This window comes from Microcoleus sp. PH2017_28_MFU_U_A, assembly GCF_020738035.1.
Classification (GTDB): domain Bacteria; phylum Cyanobacteriota; class Cyanobacteriia; order Cyanobacteriales; family Microcoleaceae; genus Microcoleus.
Genome location: NZ_JAEQCX010000087.1, coordinates 1 through 17,041 on the forward strand (window position 1 = coordinate 1; position 17,041 = coordinate 17,041).

Sequence of the window (17,041 nt, forward strand, 5' to 3'; positions counted from 1 at the left end):
GGAAAGCACTCGTAGGTGTCGTGACCTTACTAACGTAGCCTAGTTAAAGACTTAGACTGGCTATCTCGTCCACTTTTGTCCAGTGTTTAGCGGATAGCACTCAACAGACTCTACTCTTGGCATTCGACTGCAACCTCCGCCCCTGCCAACCCTAAAACCTGGTCAGTCGATTTTAGATTTTAGATTTGAGATTTTAGATTTACAAGCACAGATGACTCTGGGAGCTTGAACCTTGGTCTAAAATTTTGGGATCTCCACGAATTAAGTCCGGGCTTGTATCCGTTTTCGATCGAGGTCAAAAACATCTATTGTTGAATACCCGCGGGCTCGGCTTGAACCATGAGATTTTTGACTAAGCCGACGATCGACAACCACTCGATCGATCGAAATTAATCGATCAATTTGGTTCATGCTCCGCTCCTGCGGGTTTAGCGCTAGATTTAGCCCGTGAATGTACAAAAAGGCTTGAAGTTTTGAACAGAAGCAATTTGCACCCAGCCCGCGTTGCTGGTTGGCTCTTAGCGACGAGCGACAAAAGCGCTCAAGCCGCTGCGGCTTCCATAACAAGCAATTATAGCTTGACACGACACATCCCGATCGAGAGCCGAAGGTGAAATATTTCACCACAGCTTCCCTATTTTAACCATAACCCAAGATTAGCTGACTGCGCTGAACCTGCAAAAGCTGAATTTCCTGCTGGCTGACTTGTTCGAGCATGAAAACAAGATGTTCGGGCTTGAGCAAGTTGCCGTCGCTGCGACAACTGCCGGTATAGCGCAAGACGGCTGTACCTTCGGATTGCTGCACAAGTTCTAGTTTGTGCAGCCGATCGCGCAAATTGACATCCCGCGTCTTTCCCGACTTAGTAGTGTGCACCCGCCAAAAAGCCTCTGTTTCGGCGATCGCCTTCACCCAAGCTTCCCAATTGGCAGGATCTGCGACGGAGACAGGGGTAGAATTATCCCGGTCAGATTCGCCATTTTCGGTCAACAGGCCTGTTGCAGCCACAGTAATTACGTACTCCGCTGCTTCTAACAACTGACTGGCAGAAGGAGCTTTGAGGTCGATCGACTCAACCTTGTAAATCGGGATATTTTCCGGCAGAGTCGCGGCCAATTTTGCCCGGAAAATCTCAAGATCGATCGACTCAGTGAGTTCAAAATCAGCAATTTCCCCAGTGCTGGTAACGCCCAGAGGCAGAGCATTTGCCACAGAAATCCGAGGATTTGGGTGGAAGCCCCCGGTAAACGAAATGGGTAAATCAGCCCTACGGACAACTCGATCGAACAATCGCAGCAAATCCAAATGACCAACCAAAGCCATATCGCCCACCTTCCCAAACCAAACCCGAAAACGCTGTTTCCGTTCTGTATTCGGCACAAACTCCCCAGCAAAATCCGGAATTGGCAGGGCATCTACAACCACATTGTGTCCGAAATCTGTGCCGCAAACCCCGCAGCGCGAACACCCTTCAAAGGAACAGTCGGGAACCGTCGCTGCTTCTAAAGCATGAAGCAAATCAAGTTTTAGCCAGTTTTTATCAATTCCCGTGTCTAGGTGATCCCAAGGTAGCGGGCGATCGAGAAAGAGGGGGAGAAGAGGAGAGGGGGAGAGGGGGAGAGTGGGGGAGGGGGAGAGGGGGAGAGGGGAAGATGTGGGAAAATCTTGTTTATCTTCTCTTCCTTCTTCCTTCTTCCTTCTTCCTTCTTCCCTCTTCCTTCTTCCTTCTTCCTTCTCCTCTTCCTTCTCAAACAGATTCCATTCGCCGCTTTCAACTTGGCGGTATTTCCAGGTAAGTCCCGATTCATCGATCGCCCTTGTCCAAGCCTTGTATGCTGTATCCAAGCTTTCCCACCACGCATCCATACCAGCGCCAAGTTCCCAAGCGCGGTGGACTACAGCGCCCAAACGTCGATCGCCCCTACCGACAAAATCCTCCATTGCCGAAATCCGCACATCGGTATAATTCACCTTGATATTTCTCATCGCTTTGAATTCACCCTTCAGCAATTTTTGCTTGCGTGAAAACTCGGCAGTAGAAACCGAATGCCACTGAAAAGGAGTGTGAGGCTTAGGCGTAAAATTAGAAATTGTCAAGTTAAAATTCAGTGGCCGCCTGCCATTAAGCCTGCATTCCCTTTGCAGCCAGCGGACTGTTTCGGCGATTCCCAGAACATCAAAATCGGTTTCTCCGGGCAAACCGATCATAAAATACAGCTTGATTTTATCCCAACCGCGATCGACCGCAGTTTTGACACCCCGCAACAATTCTTCGTTTGTCAAACCTTTGTTAACGATGTCGCGCATCCGCTGCGTGCCGGCTTCCGGGGCAAAAGTCAAACCGCTTTGTCGCGTGCCGCCGAGAATGTCGGCAATATTATCGTCAAATCTGTCAACCCGCTGACTGGGTAAAGACAGAGAGATATTTTTGTCTTTGAGGCGGTTTTTGATTTCCATCCCCACAGCCGGAAGTGCTAGATAGTCGGAACAACTCAGGGAAAGCAGGGAAAACTCGCTGTGCCCGGTGGCTTTCATTCCTTCTTCTATCGCCTCTACGACTTGCTGCGGTTCCACATCGCGGGCGGGGCGAGTCAGCATTCCCGGCTGACAGAAGCGACAGCCGCGGGTGCATCCCCGGCGGATTTCGACTGTCAGTCTGTCGTGTACTGTCTCGACGTAGGGTACTAGCCCGATCGAATAAGCTGGTATGGGAGTTGCTACGCGGCGCAGAATTTTTTCTGGGACTTGCGGGCGGTTGGGATGAACAGAACCATCTGCCGCCATATCGTAGAATTGGGGGACATAAACGCCAGGAATTTGCGCTAAATCCAGCAATAGTGCTTCTCGGCTCAAATTATTAGTTTTGCCTTCTGCCAAAATCAAGCCAATTTCTGGCAGCAATTCTTCTCCATCTCCCAAAGCGATGAAGTCAAAAAAGTCAGCGTAGGGTTCGGGATTGGAGGTTGCGGTTTGTCCGCCAGCAAAAATTAGCGGCAAATCGCCGCCATTTTGGGCATTTGTCGCTCTTTCTTTCCAAGTTAGGGGAATGCCGGCTAAATCCAGCATTTCCAGAATGTTTGTTGCTCCGAGTTCGTAGCTGAGGCTGAAGCCGAGAATATCAAATTCTGTGAGCGATCGCCTGGATTCTACAGCAAACAGGGGAGTTTTGGTCGTTAGCGCAGCCCTCGGAGAGGATCGCAGTTTTGCTGCTAAGTCTGGTGCGGGCAAATAAGCTCGATCGCACAACTGTCTCGGCAAGGCATTCAAAATATTGTAAAGGATGATGTGTCCCAGATTGGAAGCACCAACTTCATACACTTCTGGATATGTGAGCACCCAGCGTACAGACGCCCCATCCCAAGGCTTGCGTACAGCCCCCAACTCGTTTCCTAGATAACGAGCAGGCTGATTGATTTCTGCTGTAAGTAATTCTTCGATTTTTACTGCCACGGCTCGACTCGCTCTCATATTTGCGACTCTTAAGCAGCCTACCTTAAAATCTGCCAATACGCCAACGGCAGTCCTATCTCTTTGGAGCCCTTTAACTCAAGTTGCTGTGTTTGCTTACTTGTTTTCACTGGTGAGTAGATTCTAGAAGTGCTTGTTTACACAAGACAAGAGTTTGCTGCTTCAAAGCTTTCGACATTTTCAAATATCTCAAAAACTCGATCGAGTTGGCTGAGTTCCAGAATCATTCTAATTCCGGCGGTAACTGAACACAGACTAAACCTGCGTCCCATTTTTTTCGCCTGCTTGAGGCCGGAAATCAATGCCATCAAACCCGCGCTGTCAATAAATGTTACTGCGCCAACATCTACGAGTACCGCTACTACTCCAGGGGCTGAAATTGTTGTGGTTAGTTGCTCTGTGAATTCTCCGGCTGTGGCTGCATTTAGGTGGTCTAGGGGTCGAATCACCCTAAGTGGTTTATGGGCAAGAAGTGTCTGCATATATCAAACCTATGGTTGCTACGTATTTTCAACTACCGTACTGGACGGAGGTAAGCCTAAACCTACTTGACACCTACGAGCGTAACCCTACCTGAGGAAAACCGATCGGTAGTTTTGAGTAGTTTACTGAATCTTTATTTATTTAGTCTTTTTTATAAAAGTTTGTGCAAGATTTACGGAGTAAAGGTAAGCTACTATACTATTTTTTATTTGTGCGACGAGGTTTAGTGTTGGCAATCGTAAAGATTGCGATCGACCTTATCCTAGCTGTTAGGTTAAACTGAGCAATGTAATTGAAATCACTGGTTAGTTCTGATTTGGATCACTCACTCCATCGACTGTTAAGATGACAATAATACTGTACGGAGTTCTCCGATATACTATGCAAGCAACTCATGCTATTCGTCAACTTGTAGAAAAAGCCCTCTACATTAAGCAGTTGACGCCTGACATTGAAAACGAAATCAACAACGAGCTCACCCGTTTGGGCTACATCTCGGATATTGATTATGAGGCTTTAGAGTTATTAATGGATGAAATGGATGCTGGCCGGGTGCAATTGGTATCTAGTAGATAGTTGGAACCGGAGAGCGCGGAAAAATCACAGATTGAAAAAAAATCCTTGCACGGTGGGAAAGACGGGAGTCTCAGAAGCATTTACCCCGGCACGGTACTTTTAAAAGCTCGCACCCAGTTGATGAGCTTGATATTTGAGGCGATGGTTTGTTCACCTCACTATCAAAAAAATACTTTTACTTCAATTAAATATATAACTTTTGGGGCTTGACAAATGAGGTGTAATAGTAATTTATTAATGATTACTGTTACCTAGCTGAGGTGGAAAACCGGTTTGGAACGATCGCAATTAAATTTGTTCGATCTTTCAGACTGAAGTCCTCATCAAACAAGAGAGGAGTTCAGTCCGAACGATCGAAAGTGATAACGGTTATTTTACCGGAATATATATAATCAGGCGCGATCGCCAGTTGTGTAAAGTTTTGTAAAAAGTATACGGGATTTGCATAAAAAAGAACAAGTTGCGCCGATAGCTCAAATAGAGAGGCTCGCGTCCTAGTGGCGAGAGAGTCTGTCAACTTGTATCTCAACTTATGTAATATGTCAAGAGAACCAGATAGCACGGAAACTTCAATCAACAGTCTATTTGCCAAAATCGAGACCTTGCTGATGCAGACTTGGCAAGAAACAGGCCACGGATGCCTAACTATTGAGAGCGAAAAAATCAGTCCGAAAAAAATCCAAGTAATTATTCGAGGCTCTACTTACTATCGCTATGTTATTTCCCCTGAAGGCATAAACAAGTGGGTTTTAAAGCAAATTGCCGAAGGGGATTGAGCGATTAACGGTTGGGTAATTGGTAATTGGTAATTGGTAATTGGTAATTGGTAATTGGTAATTGGTAATTGGTAATTGGTAATTGGTAATTGGTAATTGGTAATTGGTAATGTAATTGGTAATTGGTAATTGGTAATTGGGAATTGGGAATTGGTAATTGGTAATTGGTAATTGGTAATTGGTAATTGGTAATTGGTAATTGGTCGTTATATAATGAATTTGCGATCGCTCCTATCCAAGAAAATTGATTAGTCGTGAGGATTTCCATCCTTGCCGAGTCAATCAAAAAGGGAGCATCTCATTTTTGCAAAAAACATTTTTTTTACAGTGCGAGCGTCCCCGCTCGCGTGCTATATCAGCACGCGAGCGGGGACAGCACTACAGATGCAAAACTGAGATGCTCCCATCAAAAATCGATCGCCCGCGACACCAAACTTGCCACCACCGCCACCAACTCAGCAGGATCGAGAGGCTTGGGTAGGTGAATTTGAAAACCCTGTCGCAGCGCCCGCACCCGTTCCTCCAGCCTACCGTAAGCTGTGAAAGCCACCGCCGGAATTTCCCTGTCCCCCATTTGCTCTCGCACTTGCGGCAGCAGAGCCTCTCCTTCAGCGGTTTGTATGCCGAGATCGATCGCCAACACATCCGGATTCAGCCTAGAAATCGCTTCCAAGGCTTCCATTCCCGAGATAGCAGTCTCCACCTCAGCTCCGCAATCTTCGAGCACTGTACGCGCAAAATCCAAGGAATCCCCGTCGCCATCAACCACCAACACCCGCACTCCCGAAAGGTTGCTGCTAACAAAAGACGGATCTATAGGGGATCTGGCCGGGGTTTCTCGAACCACAAACTCCCCAGCCCCGGTAACAGAAAATCCGCTGTCGCCCTCTTGCTGTTTAATTGGCAATCTAACGAAAAAGCTCGCTCCTTGTCCTTGGCCAGCCGATTCTACTTGCACTGTTCCCCCGTGCATTTCCACAAAATGGCGCACGAGAGCCAAACCTAGACCCAATCCGTTGTACGATCGCGTTGTAGAGGTATCAGCTTGGCTGAAACGCTCAAAAACGTGCGGCAAAAACTCTCCTGGAATCCCTTGTCCCGTGTCGCTGACTTCAATTTCCACACTAGGCGGTGACAAATTTTCACAACAGGCGGATTGTCCGGGCATACTCGTCCTCTCCACCTTGTGCAGCGCCACCCTCACCTGTCCTCCGTCAGGAGTAAACTTAATCGCATTCGACAGCAAATTCCACGCCACCTGCTGCAAGCGGCCGGAATCGCCAAACATCCGCCCCGCAGTTTGGTCGAAATCCGTCACAATTTCAATATTTTTTGCCCCAATCGCCGGAGCGAGAGTATCGATAGCACCTTCAACAGTCGAAATCAAATCTACCCACCGCAAATTCAGCGACAGTTGGCCAGTCATAATCTGCGACACGTCCAACAAATCCTCAATTAGCGTCCCCAGCGATCGCGTATTGCGGTCGATCGTTTCCAGAGCCTTAACAGTCGTTTTTTCATCAAACTTGCGGTGGCGCAGCAGTTGCGCCCATCCCAGCATCGCATTCAACGGCGTCCGCAATTCGTGGGACAAAGTTCCCAGAAACTCATCTTTAATCCGGTTCGCCCGCGCCAATTCCTCAGCTCGATCGTGCAGTTCTTTTTCCAACTCCTTGCGAACCGTCAAATCGAGAATAAAAGCCACTGATTCTTGCCGCTTTTCCCCCAACAAAATATACCCCACCAACACCGGAATCCGGCTGCCATCGGGCCGAATGTATTCCTTTTCGTAGGGACTGCAAACGCCCTCGGCCTTTGCCTCTGCGATGCCGATTTCGTCCAGCGGTAGGTACTCCGGCGGTGTAATGTCAATCCAGCGGAGTTCCCCGCGCTGCAACTGTTCCCGCGTGTAGCCAACGAGGCGCAAAAATTCGTCGTTAGCCTCACTGATACCGCCGTCAACATCGCCGAAGAGAATTCCGATCAAGTTAGATTCTGCCAACATTCTCAGCTTTTCTTGACTAGCTTTGAGTGCTGCTTCTGATTGCTTGCGATCGCTCACATCTTGGATGTAAGCCGAGCAACCAGAATCGGAAGGATAAAAACGCACTTTCAACCACTTATTCCATAACGGCACGAATTCTTCATATTCGACTGTTACCTTGTCTGCTAATGCTTTGGTGGCGATTTTGTAAGACGGTAAATCCACGGCCCAGGGATATATTTCCCAAATATTTTTCCCGATCAGTTCTGCTTGTAAGTTGCCAAAAATCTCTTGACCTTTGTGGTTAATATAGGTGAATTTCCAGTTTGAATCGAAGGCGACAAAAGCGTCGGTAATGCTTTCGAGAATGTTAGTAATTCGAGCGTTTGCCGATAGTAGCGCTTGAGCTGTTTGTTCTGCTTGTTTGCGAGCTGCTTGTTCCCGGGACAAAGCCATAACACGTTCTTGTTCTGCCTGTTGGCGATCGCTAATATCGATGCAAGAACCGATGTAACCGGCAAAAGTGCGATCGGGTCTGTACAGGGGTACCCCTGTACTCACAACCCAGCGGTACTCCCCGTCATAGCGCCTCAAGCGGTACTCGATCCGGTACTCGCTGCGGGCGTCGAAGGCTCTCCGGTAAACATCCATATATTTTGGCAAGTCGTCAGGATGCAAGCTTTCCATCCAACCGATGCCGATTTCTTGCGCCAAAGTTTTACCGGTAAACTCCAACCAAACTTTGTTAAAGTAATCGCCAAGTCGATCGATATCCGACATCCAAATCATCACCGGCGCGGTATCTGCCATCATCCGAAACCTGGCTTCGCTTTCTTGGCGCTGTGCTTGAGCTGCTTTGCGATCGAGCCGTTCTTTAACTTCCCGCAGGGCCCGCTCGATCGACGGCACCAACCGCGTCAAACGCCGTTTGAGAACATAGTCTGTAGCCCCGCTTTTCAAAGTCTCAATTGCCACTTCCTCACCCAAAGTAGCCGACACAAAAATAAACGGCACTCCCGGACAAGTAGCGCGGGCCATTTCCAGCGCTGCTATCCCGTTAAAACAAGGCAGCATATAGTCTGCCAAAATAATATCAACACAGTGTTTTTCCAGCGCTACGGCAAAATCTTCCCGAGTTTCCACGCACAGCAAAGAAAAGTCTAGACCGCCATCCATGAGATATGCCTCAATCAGCTCGGCATCTAGGGGACTGTCCTCTACCAAGAGGATATTGAGCGTTTTCACAAAAATTCCTTAATATATTTTACAGAAAAATGCAATCAAAAATCCTTGAATACTTCCATTATTTACCTAATTTCCATCGCCATTCTAAAGAAAAGATAAAAAAATGCTCAGCTTACTGCTGGAACCTCTGCGCCAGGAAAGCGACTGCATCCTGAGTTCCGATCGCAAAACAACTATCTTTCTGAGTTCTGAACACAGAAGAACCCGATTTCTACCCAAAATCTGTGATACCTGTTTAAAAAAACAATGCAACTTTAGCCAAGCTGCAAACCCATACAGAATAAGTCATGACCCATCTCAAATCTCAAATTTCAAATCCTTTGAGCGATCGACCTTAACCCAGAAACCGGGTTTTTGACCCACCTAAGGCCCGCACTGTTTTATAGCAACTGCCTGAAACATACTCATCTATCCCAAGATAGATCTTTGCAAACTCGCTTTAATTCATAAACTCAGTTTCTTCAAAAAATTGTTTTTTGACCACAACAGACAATTTAAATGCGTTCGTTTTGGATGCACAAAAACTCGGTTTCTACGCAACCTACTGAATTACATATCACCTTAGCAAGGAATGTATTCCCTGTCAATAATTGTCCACAAAAAAAACAATTTGAAGCCAATACGCTTAACTTAAGAACAATCCGACTGGCAAATAATGCCTGTATTGCCTAGAAAATCGCGAAGTGAAATTCGTCAAAAATCGTTAAGTTAACCGTATTGAATTAGACGCTAAGCCAGCGACACAATACTAGCTCGTTCGTAAGGCAATTTGTTGGTCGGCAAAACCTCGATACTAATTTCCAGCGAATCCAAAGCCGGATTTTGTGCTAGCAGCTTTTCGGTCAAATTCTTATTCAAAATCTCCCATAAATCCGTTTCATTTGGATAATCAACCAAAAAATTGTCTATGCTTTTGTAAATCGGCACAAAGTCGGGATATTCAGCCTGCGTAATTCCTGGCTTGTACTGATACTTGACATCAATGTTCAGGTTATTCAAACCCTGGTGAGCGATCGAATAATTAGGAATCTTGAAATCCCAGGCTTCCCCTAATTTACCATTTGTAGTGCGACTAACGGTACTGCTGCGATCGTAAGGCAATTGGTTCGTCGGCAAAACATTCAAATCAACAGTCACCGAAGAAATTGCTGGATTTTCGGCAAGCACTTTTTCCGTCAAATTTTTGTTAACAATTTCCCAAAAATCAGTTTCGTTAGGATAGTTAACTAAAAAATCATCAACGCTCTTGTAAATCGGCACATAATCGGGATACTGATAATTTTGAATGCCCTCTTTGTACTGATAATTTACAGCAAAATTTAGGTTGTTTAACCCTTGATGGTTAATTGGGTAATTTGCCGCTGTAAAATTCCACTTCTCGGTCAGCTTACCATCGGAAGGAAAGAAAGCAATTCCTATCGGACGCTGTAACTTGCTGTCGGGAGGGACAAAAATAGAACTGTTACTCGACAAAGGATTGCTCGATATTGGCAGCGGTTCCCCAGTTTTGCCATTGTACCGCAAAACTGCACCAACATTGTTAGCATTGGCGCGGTTGTCAAAGCCAACTGCAAACAAATTGCCGATCGGCGAAAATGCCAAACCACCTACATAATTGCTACTGGGGGAAGTATCAGTATAATTGGTAGATAAAACCTTGACCAAATTCCCACTTTTTAAATTGTAGCGCCTGATATCGTTAGCAAAATCGCTCACGTAAAGGTCGCCGTCAGCGGGCCCGATTGCCATGCCCAAAAGACTCACAAATCCCTGACTCCGAGGCGAAGGATCGGGGGAAGCAAAGATACTTGACTGCCCAGTTTGCGGGTTGTAAAGCAGCACCTGGCTGGCGAAACCTGCACTAAAATCAGCTTTGCCATCACGAGCAACACTCCCCTGCGTTGTCACGTACAAATTGCCGTCAGGAGCAAACAGTAAATTGTTCGGCCCATTCAATCCTCCCGCTTGCTGTTTGCCCGTTGCAAATACATCTATAAATTGTCCTGTTTTGCCGTTGTATCTAAGAATTTGATCGGTCAAAAAACTGCTGACATAAAAATTACCGTCGGCACCAAAAGCTAAACCGTAAGGACGAGATAATCCGCCAGTTTCATCAGCAGTAGTGTTCGGATTGTCGCCGACAAACTTATCAATAAATCTGCCACTAACTCCGTCATATCGCAATACGGCAGATGCTGTCGGCTGTCCGGAATTCCCTGGCTTGTCACCGCTGGCAATGTAAATGTCCGGCTTACCGTCGCCGTTGCCATCTGGGCCAAAAAGAATTGTATCTGGACTAGACAAACCGCCGCTGCCCGCTGGGATAAATTCGCTTAAAAGATTGCCCGTACTGCCGTCAAACCGCAGTACATTATTGCCTCTGGTATTGCCAACTAGGAAAGTTCCTTGAGGATTGCTTGGTTGAGTGCGAGTAACTTTGCTGGTGCGGTTATAGGGTAATGTTTGGCTTGGCAAAACGTTCAAGTCGATCTTAATTGCTGCCAAGCTAGAATTTTCGTTGAGGATATTTTGAGTTAATTTTTTGTTGACAATTTCCCAGAAATCTGTCTCATTGGGATACTTGCTTAAAAAGTTATCAATTCTCTTGAGAATTGACAGGGAATCGGGATATTCGTTTGGGGGAATCCCCGGTTTGTACTGGTAATCAACATCGAAATTGAGCTTGTTCAATCCTTGGTGATTAATTGCGTAGTTTTTCAAGGAAAAGTTGCCATTTTCTTTTGGTTGACCGGCACGACTGCGGAAAACTGTAGTTGCTCGTTCGTAGGGCAATCTGTTCGTTGGCAAAACTTCGATTTGGATGGTAACATCGGTCAGTGCCGGATTTTCGTCTAGCACTTTTTGACTGAGATTTTTGTTGATATTTTCCCAGGTGTCCGTTTCGTTGGGGTAGTTAACTAGGAAGCTATCAATACTTTTGTAGATTGGCACAAAATCGGGATATTCATTTTTGGTAATTCCGGGTTTTAAGCCGTAACCAATTTTGATATTGAGGGTGTTTAAACCTTGGTGGTCGATGGTATAATCTGGGAAATTGAAAGCCCATTTTTCTGAAGGTAATAGCGCAGCAGTTCGGGATTGCGATCGCTCTGGAACTATACCAGTATCACCGATAGCAAAATCCATGCCTGTAAGTTCGTCTCTGTGAAGTGGAGTGGAGATATCGGTCTGGGATGTTAGACTGCGATCGACTTTAAGATTGTCGTCTGGTGAGTGCGGGAGCCGGAAGTCGGTGATTTGGTCAAAAAGGTCGTTAGCGAAGCCCTCGTAGAGGATCGCACTACCAGTCGCACCGGCAACCAAATCGGATGTTTGAGTTAAATCGGATCTGGTATCAAATAAAACATTAGTATCCCCGATCGCAATTTGGGTCAATCGATTTAGGCGATCCTCTACGAGGGCTTCGCTAACGAACTTACTGCCAAATAAGTCTGGTATTTCTGCTGAAACACCCGCAATATTTCCCTGAAGAGGTTTTGCTTCAAACAGTCCGGCTGTATTCAACATAAGCTATTATTGGCGAGATTCCCGCGATCGCAGATAAATTTGACTATATTTTACGGTTTTTCAAAGAATAGTCAACCAGTTTGAGATTTGAGATTGGAGATTTACTCGCAGAATTGAATTTGGGATTATGAACTTTGGTGTAATTTTTTTGACCTTCCAATCAGGAGTCTACGTGGCACGGCATCCATTTTTTAGGGGAGTCAAATAGTTTAAGAAGTAGCTGGCATTTGAGAAACATTTAATCTAAAGTCTCTCACCTTTCTCGATCGCAGTTCTGTCAAGTTCTCAAAAAATAGATTGTCCGATGGGAGTGGGCGCGATCGCGGTACGATCGCCACTGGCATTGTTCTAGCCCGCCTCATCCTAAAAATTTATCAATTGTGGAAGCAGCCCAAAAGCCCTCTACAGGAAACACCCCGACTCCGGCCACCTCAACACAGCGATCTGATTGGTTGATTCCGAGCTAAAATGTCTTAAAATATACAATAGGGTGAGCTGTTGCACAGCCCGCATATATTAAAATCAGGCGCTTTGCCTGCAATAATTCTTTAAAATATAGATACAGCACCGCCGATCCCTAACTCTTCCGCGCTCGGCAAGCGTAGGGTTTGGCAGCAGAGAAGACGATCCAAAATGGTCAATTCCAGTAAAGCCCGTGCAGTTGCTTTATTCTCAGGTTTATCAGGTGATTGCAACCAGTTACGAGGAGATTTGAACCGCCGTGCTCCAACGCATCAAACAAGACTTAAAAAATGACCTGATCGCAGGTCTGCTGGTAGTGATACCTTTAGCTACCACCATCTGGCTGACAATTACCGTCGCCAGTTGGGTAATCAATTTTCTTACCAAAATTCCCAAGCAGATTAATCCTTTTGACGGACTCCACCCGATTTTGGTCAACCTGCTAAATCTGTTAGTAGGGCTGGCTGTACCCCTGCTGAGCATTTTAGTCATTGGTTTGATGGCCCGCAACATCTTCGGGAAGTGGCTGCTAGACTTTGGCGAACGCCTGTTACAGGCAATTCCCCTAGCGGGTTCGGTTTACAAAACCTTGAAACAACTGCTGGGAACTATCCTCAAATCTAATGATAAATTTCGCCGGGTGGTGTTGGTAGAGTATCCCCGGCGGGGAATCTGGACTTTGGCATTTGTGACCGGTACGATCGAGAGTAACGACATTCCGTCTCATTTGTCCGGCGAAAGCCCGATCGGCATTTTCATCCCCACCACTCCCAACCCCACCACCGGATGGTACGCTATAGTCCCGGAAGCAGATGTCGTTAATTTGTCAATGTCGATCGAAGATGCCTTTAAAGTGGTGATCTCCGGCGGCATCGTCAACCCCAGCAACTCAGTTGCGGTCACCGCCGACAACCCCCCCGGCAAAACACTCGAACCCTTGCTATCCGAATCAAGATACCAGCCTGTACCAGTCGAAGAAGATTAGACAAGGCTGTAAAAGTCCTTTTAATCTTTTAATCAAATTTTCGGACGGGCTAGAAGCCCATCCCACAAAACAAAAAAATTGTGGGATGGGCTTCTAGCCCGTCCGAATTATTTTTGCAACTCACGTATATTGAACCAACTGGAAGCGCAGAAAGCCTACACTCAGAAACCGGGTTTCTCTGATACATCTTGGGTTTCAAAGCGAAGTATCTCCTAAGAAACTCGATGGGGAGAGGGGGAGAGGGGGGAGAGGGGGAGAAAGAGTTTCTTTCATCCATAACGGGTGGGCAGCCTCCGTGGGACGCTCCTAAGAAACCGGGTTTCTAGCCAGTAAATTTTCCCAATAATAATTGATCCTAGGTATCTAAAACCTGCCCAGAAACAATCGTTACTGAGGGCAGGTTTTTTTGGGAGTTTTTCTGCTAAAGTCCAAGTCTATGCTCTGAACCAGCGCTTAGCAATCTCAACAATTCTGAAATTCCTAAAATCCCAATTCCTATCTAAAAAATATGAAAAAAGCACGCGAAACCTCACGCGAACTCGCACTCCTCGGCATCAGCCAACTGCCGACTAATCCAGAACTCTTAGAAGCTAAGAAACTGCAAGATGTTCTCCTCGCAGCCATCCGCACTCTGACGACAGAAGTTCAAGAATCCCTAGAAGCAGCAGCTTCGGAAGTACAGCGGGGTAGCGACAAACTCCTGGCTAGCGAAATCCGCGCTGCTGATATACAAAGTGCTAGAGCGATGGTGCGCGAAGCACTCGAACTCACCCAAACGGCGATTAACCGTCTCGGTTCATCGATGGAGTTTCCAGAACTGCTTCAGCTTGCCAACCAGCAAGATGTCCGCACCTATGCTTTGCAAATCCTGACCAAAGTCAGCGCCAACCGCGTTCAAATTGATGAATTGCTCTCGGAAGCCCTGGTAGACTGGCAAATCGATCGCCTGCCCAGGATCGATCGAGATATCATGAGAATCGCGATCGCCGAAATCCTCTATCTCGGCTTACCCGAACAAGTCAGCGTCAACGAAGCCGTCCAACTGGCAAAACGCTACAGCGGCGACGAAGGACATCGGTTCATCAACGGAGTCCTCCGCCGAGTCGTCGATAAAATCAATGCAGAAGTTGTAAGTCAGTAGTCAGTAGTCATTGGTCATTGGTCATTGGTCATTGGTCATTGGTCATTGGTCATTGGTCATTGGTCATTGGTCATTGGTCATTGGTCATTGGTCATTGGTCATTGGGCGATCGGCAATCCGCAATCCGCAATCCGCTCTACACTAAGGACTGATGGCTAAATGACTAATAACTATTCTCTATTCCCCATTTACTTCTATGGTATTTAATTGGTTTCGTCGCCAGTACAGCGAAAGCGGATCTTCTGAACCAGAAACTCCCCCCGAACAGCCCCAAGATGAGGCGGCAAAATCCGCATCGGTTGAGCCTCAAACAGATGCAGCAGTTGAGGAAACTTCCCCCGCTGTAGCTGAGGATTATCTCAATTGGGCCAAAGCTGCTTACAAAAATATTCAAAAACAGCAAAAACCTGAAACAGAAGTTGCCCAGACAGCATCGGCGGAAGTTCCAGCAGCCGAAACAGAATTTGTAGAAGTTGCAGAAGCCGCACCAACTGTTGCAGAAGTTTCAGAAATTGCACCACCACCGCAGAATGAAAGTACCGATGGTCAAGAACCAGATGCAGCCATCCCAGTAGAGATTCCCGAACCTCTGCCACCATCATCCGAGTCGATCGCGCCTCAACCTGTTACTCAAAAATTAGAAGTTACAGCAGAAAATATAGCAATTGCCCAACCTGCAACTGAGCTTGCAGACACAGAATCGATCGCATCTGAGGACTCTACAGCCGAAGCCCTGCCGTTTTGGGCCCGAGCTGGGGCCGATCGCATGGATCGCATCGAACGCCTCAAGGAAACCGCCCTTGAGGAACCAGAAGTCATCGCCAACGCCGCCGAAAGAGCCGCAATAATCGAAGAAATTCCCGGTTTTGCCTTTGACGAAGGCTTCCTCTGGTCATCTGAAATCCTAGCCAGTCAAGGGCGCCGGCCAGATCAAGTATCCGTCGAGGAAATCAGTTGGCTGCAAAAACTGCGGAAAGGTTTGGAAAGAACTCGCCGCAGCTTAATTAATCGACTAAAGGCGATCGTCGGTCAAGGCCCGCTCAATCAAGACGCGGTAGCCGAAATTGAGACTTTGCTCCTACAAGCCGATGTCGGAGTCGCCGCCACCGACATCATTATCAACCGCCTCCAAGAAAGACTCAAACAAGAAGTCTTGCCGCCAGAACAGGCTCTAGCCTTTCTCAAAAGCATCCTGCGCGACATTCTCGACGCTCCGACAGCCGAAACCGCCGCCGGCAATCCCGCCTACAGCCTGACATTTGCCCCAGAAAAAGACACCTTCAACATCTGGTTAATTGTAGGAGTCAACGGTGCGGGCAAAACTACGACGATCGGCAAACTAGCCCACATCGCCCAAAAATCCGGCTACAAAACCCTGATTGCCGCTGCCGACACTTTCCGCGCCGCCGCCGTCGAACAAGTCAAAGTTTGGGGTTCCCGCAGCGGCGTGGAAATTATTGCCAATCCAGGGAAAAATACCGATCCGGCTGCTGTCGTGTTTGATGCGATCGCCGCCGCCAGCGCCCGAGGCACAGAATTGTTGATCGTAGACACCGCAGGCCGCCTGCAAAACAAAAAAAATCTGATGGACGAATTAAGTAAAATCCGTCGCATTGTAGACAAAAAAGCCCCAGGCGCTACCGTAGAATCTCTACTGGTCTTGGATGCCACCCTAGGTCAAAATGGTTTGCGACAGGCAGAAGTTTTCGCAGAATCGGCAAAATTAAGCGGAGTAGTATTGACAAAACTTGACGGTTCTGCTAAAGGTGGTGTTGCCCTAGCAGTAGTGCAGCAGCTAGGTCTGCCAATCCGGTTTATTGGAGTGGGGGAAAGCATCGAAGATTTGCGCCCGTTTTCTAGTTACGAATTTGTCGAAGCCCTACTCGATTTTAGATTTTAGATTTTAGATTTTAGATTGATGAGGTATCTCTAGCCGTCCCGATTTTTGGAGGCGGACACAGATATTCAAAATCTCAAATTATTAACCTCAAACTACCATCGCAGGACTTGTGCCGATCGCCACCTGACGGTCTGTGGAAAACTAAATATCTAGAAACAATACCTTAAAACCTTCTGTTATTGCTTGCTTGCGATCGACGAAGCGCCATCAATTGGTGTCAACTTAAGGTCTCAGGTAGTAACGTTTTACTCTCTGAGGCTTAGGCCCGCCGATCGGCCTGGCGCCCCCTTAAAAAGCAGTGTGGTTTTATTGTCATCAGATAAATTAGGTACGTAGTTGGGATGCGAGCCCTCTTTATCTATACGCCTAAAGAGGGCTCGCATCCCAACTACATACCTTGATTAAGTAGTTTCAGAAGGGCTCAAAGTCTCCCTTATTAAGGGGGATTTAGACTCAGCTATAAACGAGATTTCTTGAGGATTTCAGGCTTAAA

General features: G+C 46.9%; 11 protein-coding genes. 5 read left to right on the plus strand and 6 right to left on the minus strand.

Annotated features, from left to right (window positions below):
* Positions 1-639: 639 nt before the first annotated feature.
* The gene (locus tag JGK14_RS21435) at positions 640-3,450 is read right to left on the minus strand and encodes a TIGR03960 family B12-binding radical SAM protein (RefSeq protein ID WP_293212561.1); all 2,811 of its coding nucleotides are present in this window, start codon (positions 3,448-3,450) and stop codon (positions 640-642) included.
* A 155-nt stretch (positions 3,451-3,605) separates the two neighbouring features.
* Entirely contained in the window at positions 3,606-3,950 is a 345-nt protein-coding gene (locus tag JGK14_RS21440) for an STAS domain-containing protein (RefSeq protein WP_293174936.1), read from the minus strand.
* A gap of 382 nt (positions 3,951-4,332) precedes the next feature.
* On the opposite strand from JGK14_RS21440, the gene JGK14_RS21445 reads away from it, so the two are divergent.
* Positions 4,333-4,527, plus strand: a complete 195-nt coding sequence (locus JGK14_RS21445) for a hypothetical protein (protein ID WP_293155487.1) — start codon at positions 4,333-4,335, stop codon at positions 4,525-4,527.
* A 539-nt stretch (positions 4,528-5,066) separates the two neighbouring features.
* Complete coding sequence (locus JGK14_RS21450; RefSeq protein ID WP_293174939.1) at positions 5,067-5,303, plus strand: hypothetical protein; 237 nt, start codon at positions 5,067-5,069, stop codon at positions 5,301-5,303.
* 4 nt (positions 5,304-5,307) lie between these two features.
* Here the strand turns inward: JGK14_RS21450 and JGK14_RS21455 are convergent, their stop codons facing one another.
* The 4 genes from JGK14_RS21455 to JGK14_RS21470 all read right to left on the minus strand — a co-directional run bounded on the left by JGK14_RS21455 (position 5,308) and on the right by JGK14_RS21470 (position 12,422).
* Positions 5,308-5,571, minus strand: coding sequence for a hypothetical protein (locus tag JGK14_RS21455; protein WP_325315463.1), 264 nt, complete (start codon positions 5,569-5,571; stop codon positions 5,308-5,310).
* 138 nt (positions 5,572-5,709) lie between these two features.
* Entirely contained in the window at positions 5,710-8,532 is a 2,823-nt protein-coding gene (locus JGK14_RS21460; protein WP_293206672.1) for a PAS domain S-box protein, read from the minus strand.
* Positions 8,533-9,261: 729 nt separating this feature from the next.
* Entirely contained in the window at positions 9,262-12,060 is a 2,799-nt protein-coding gene (locus JGK14_RS21465) for a Vgb family protein (RefSeq protein WP_325315464.1), read from the minus strand.
* Between the two features lie 209 nt (positions 12,061-12,269).
* Entirely contained in the window at positions 12,270-12,422 is a 153-nt protein-coding gene (locus JGK14_RS21470; protein ID WP_325315465.1) for a hypothetical protein, read from the minus strand.
* Between the two features lie 359 nt (positions 12,423-12,781).
* Between JGK14_RS21470 and JGK14_RS21475 the strand changes: the two genes are divergently transcribed.
* The 3 genes from JGK14_RS21475 to ftsY all read left to right on the plus strand — a co-directional run bounded on the left by JGK14_RS21475 (position 12,782) and on the right by ftsY (position 16,548).
* Positions 12,782-13,507, plus strand: coding sequence for a DUF502 domain-containing protein (locus JGK14_RS21475; protein ID WP_293155504.1), 726 nt, complete (start codon positions 12,782-12,784; stop codon positions 13,505-13,507).
* A gap of 508 nt (positions 13,508-14,015) precedes the next feature.
* Positions 14,016-14,648: a transcription antitermination factor NusB gene (nusB, locus tag JGK14_RS21480; RefSeq protein ID WP_293174954.1), complete on the plus strand. Its 633-nt coding sequence runs from the start codon at positions 14,016-14,018 to the stop codon at positions 14,646-14,648.
* A 196-nt stretch (positions 14,649-14,844) separates the two neighbouring features.
* Positions 14,845-16,548, plus strand: a complete 1,704-nt coding sequence (gene ftsY / locus JGK14_RS21485) for a signal recognition particle-docking protein FtsY (protein ID WP_293174957.1) — start codon at positions 14,845-14,847, stop codon at positions 16,546-16,548.
* Positions 16,549-17,041 lie beyond the last annotated feature (493 nt).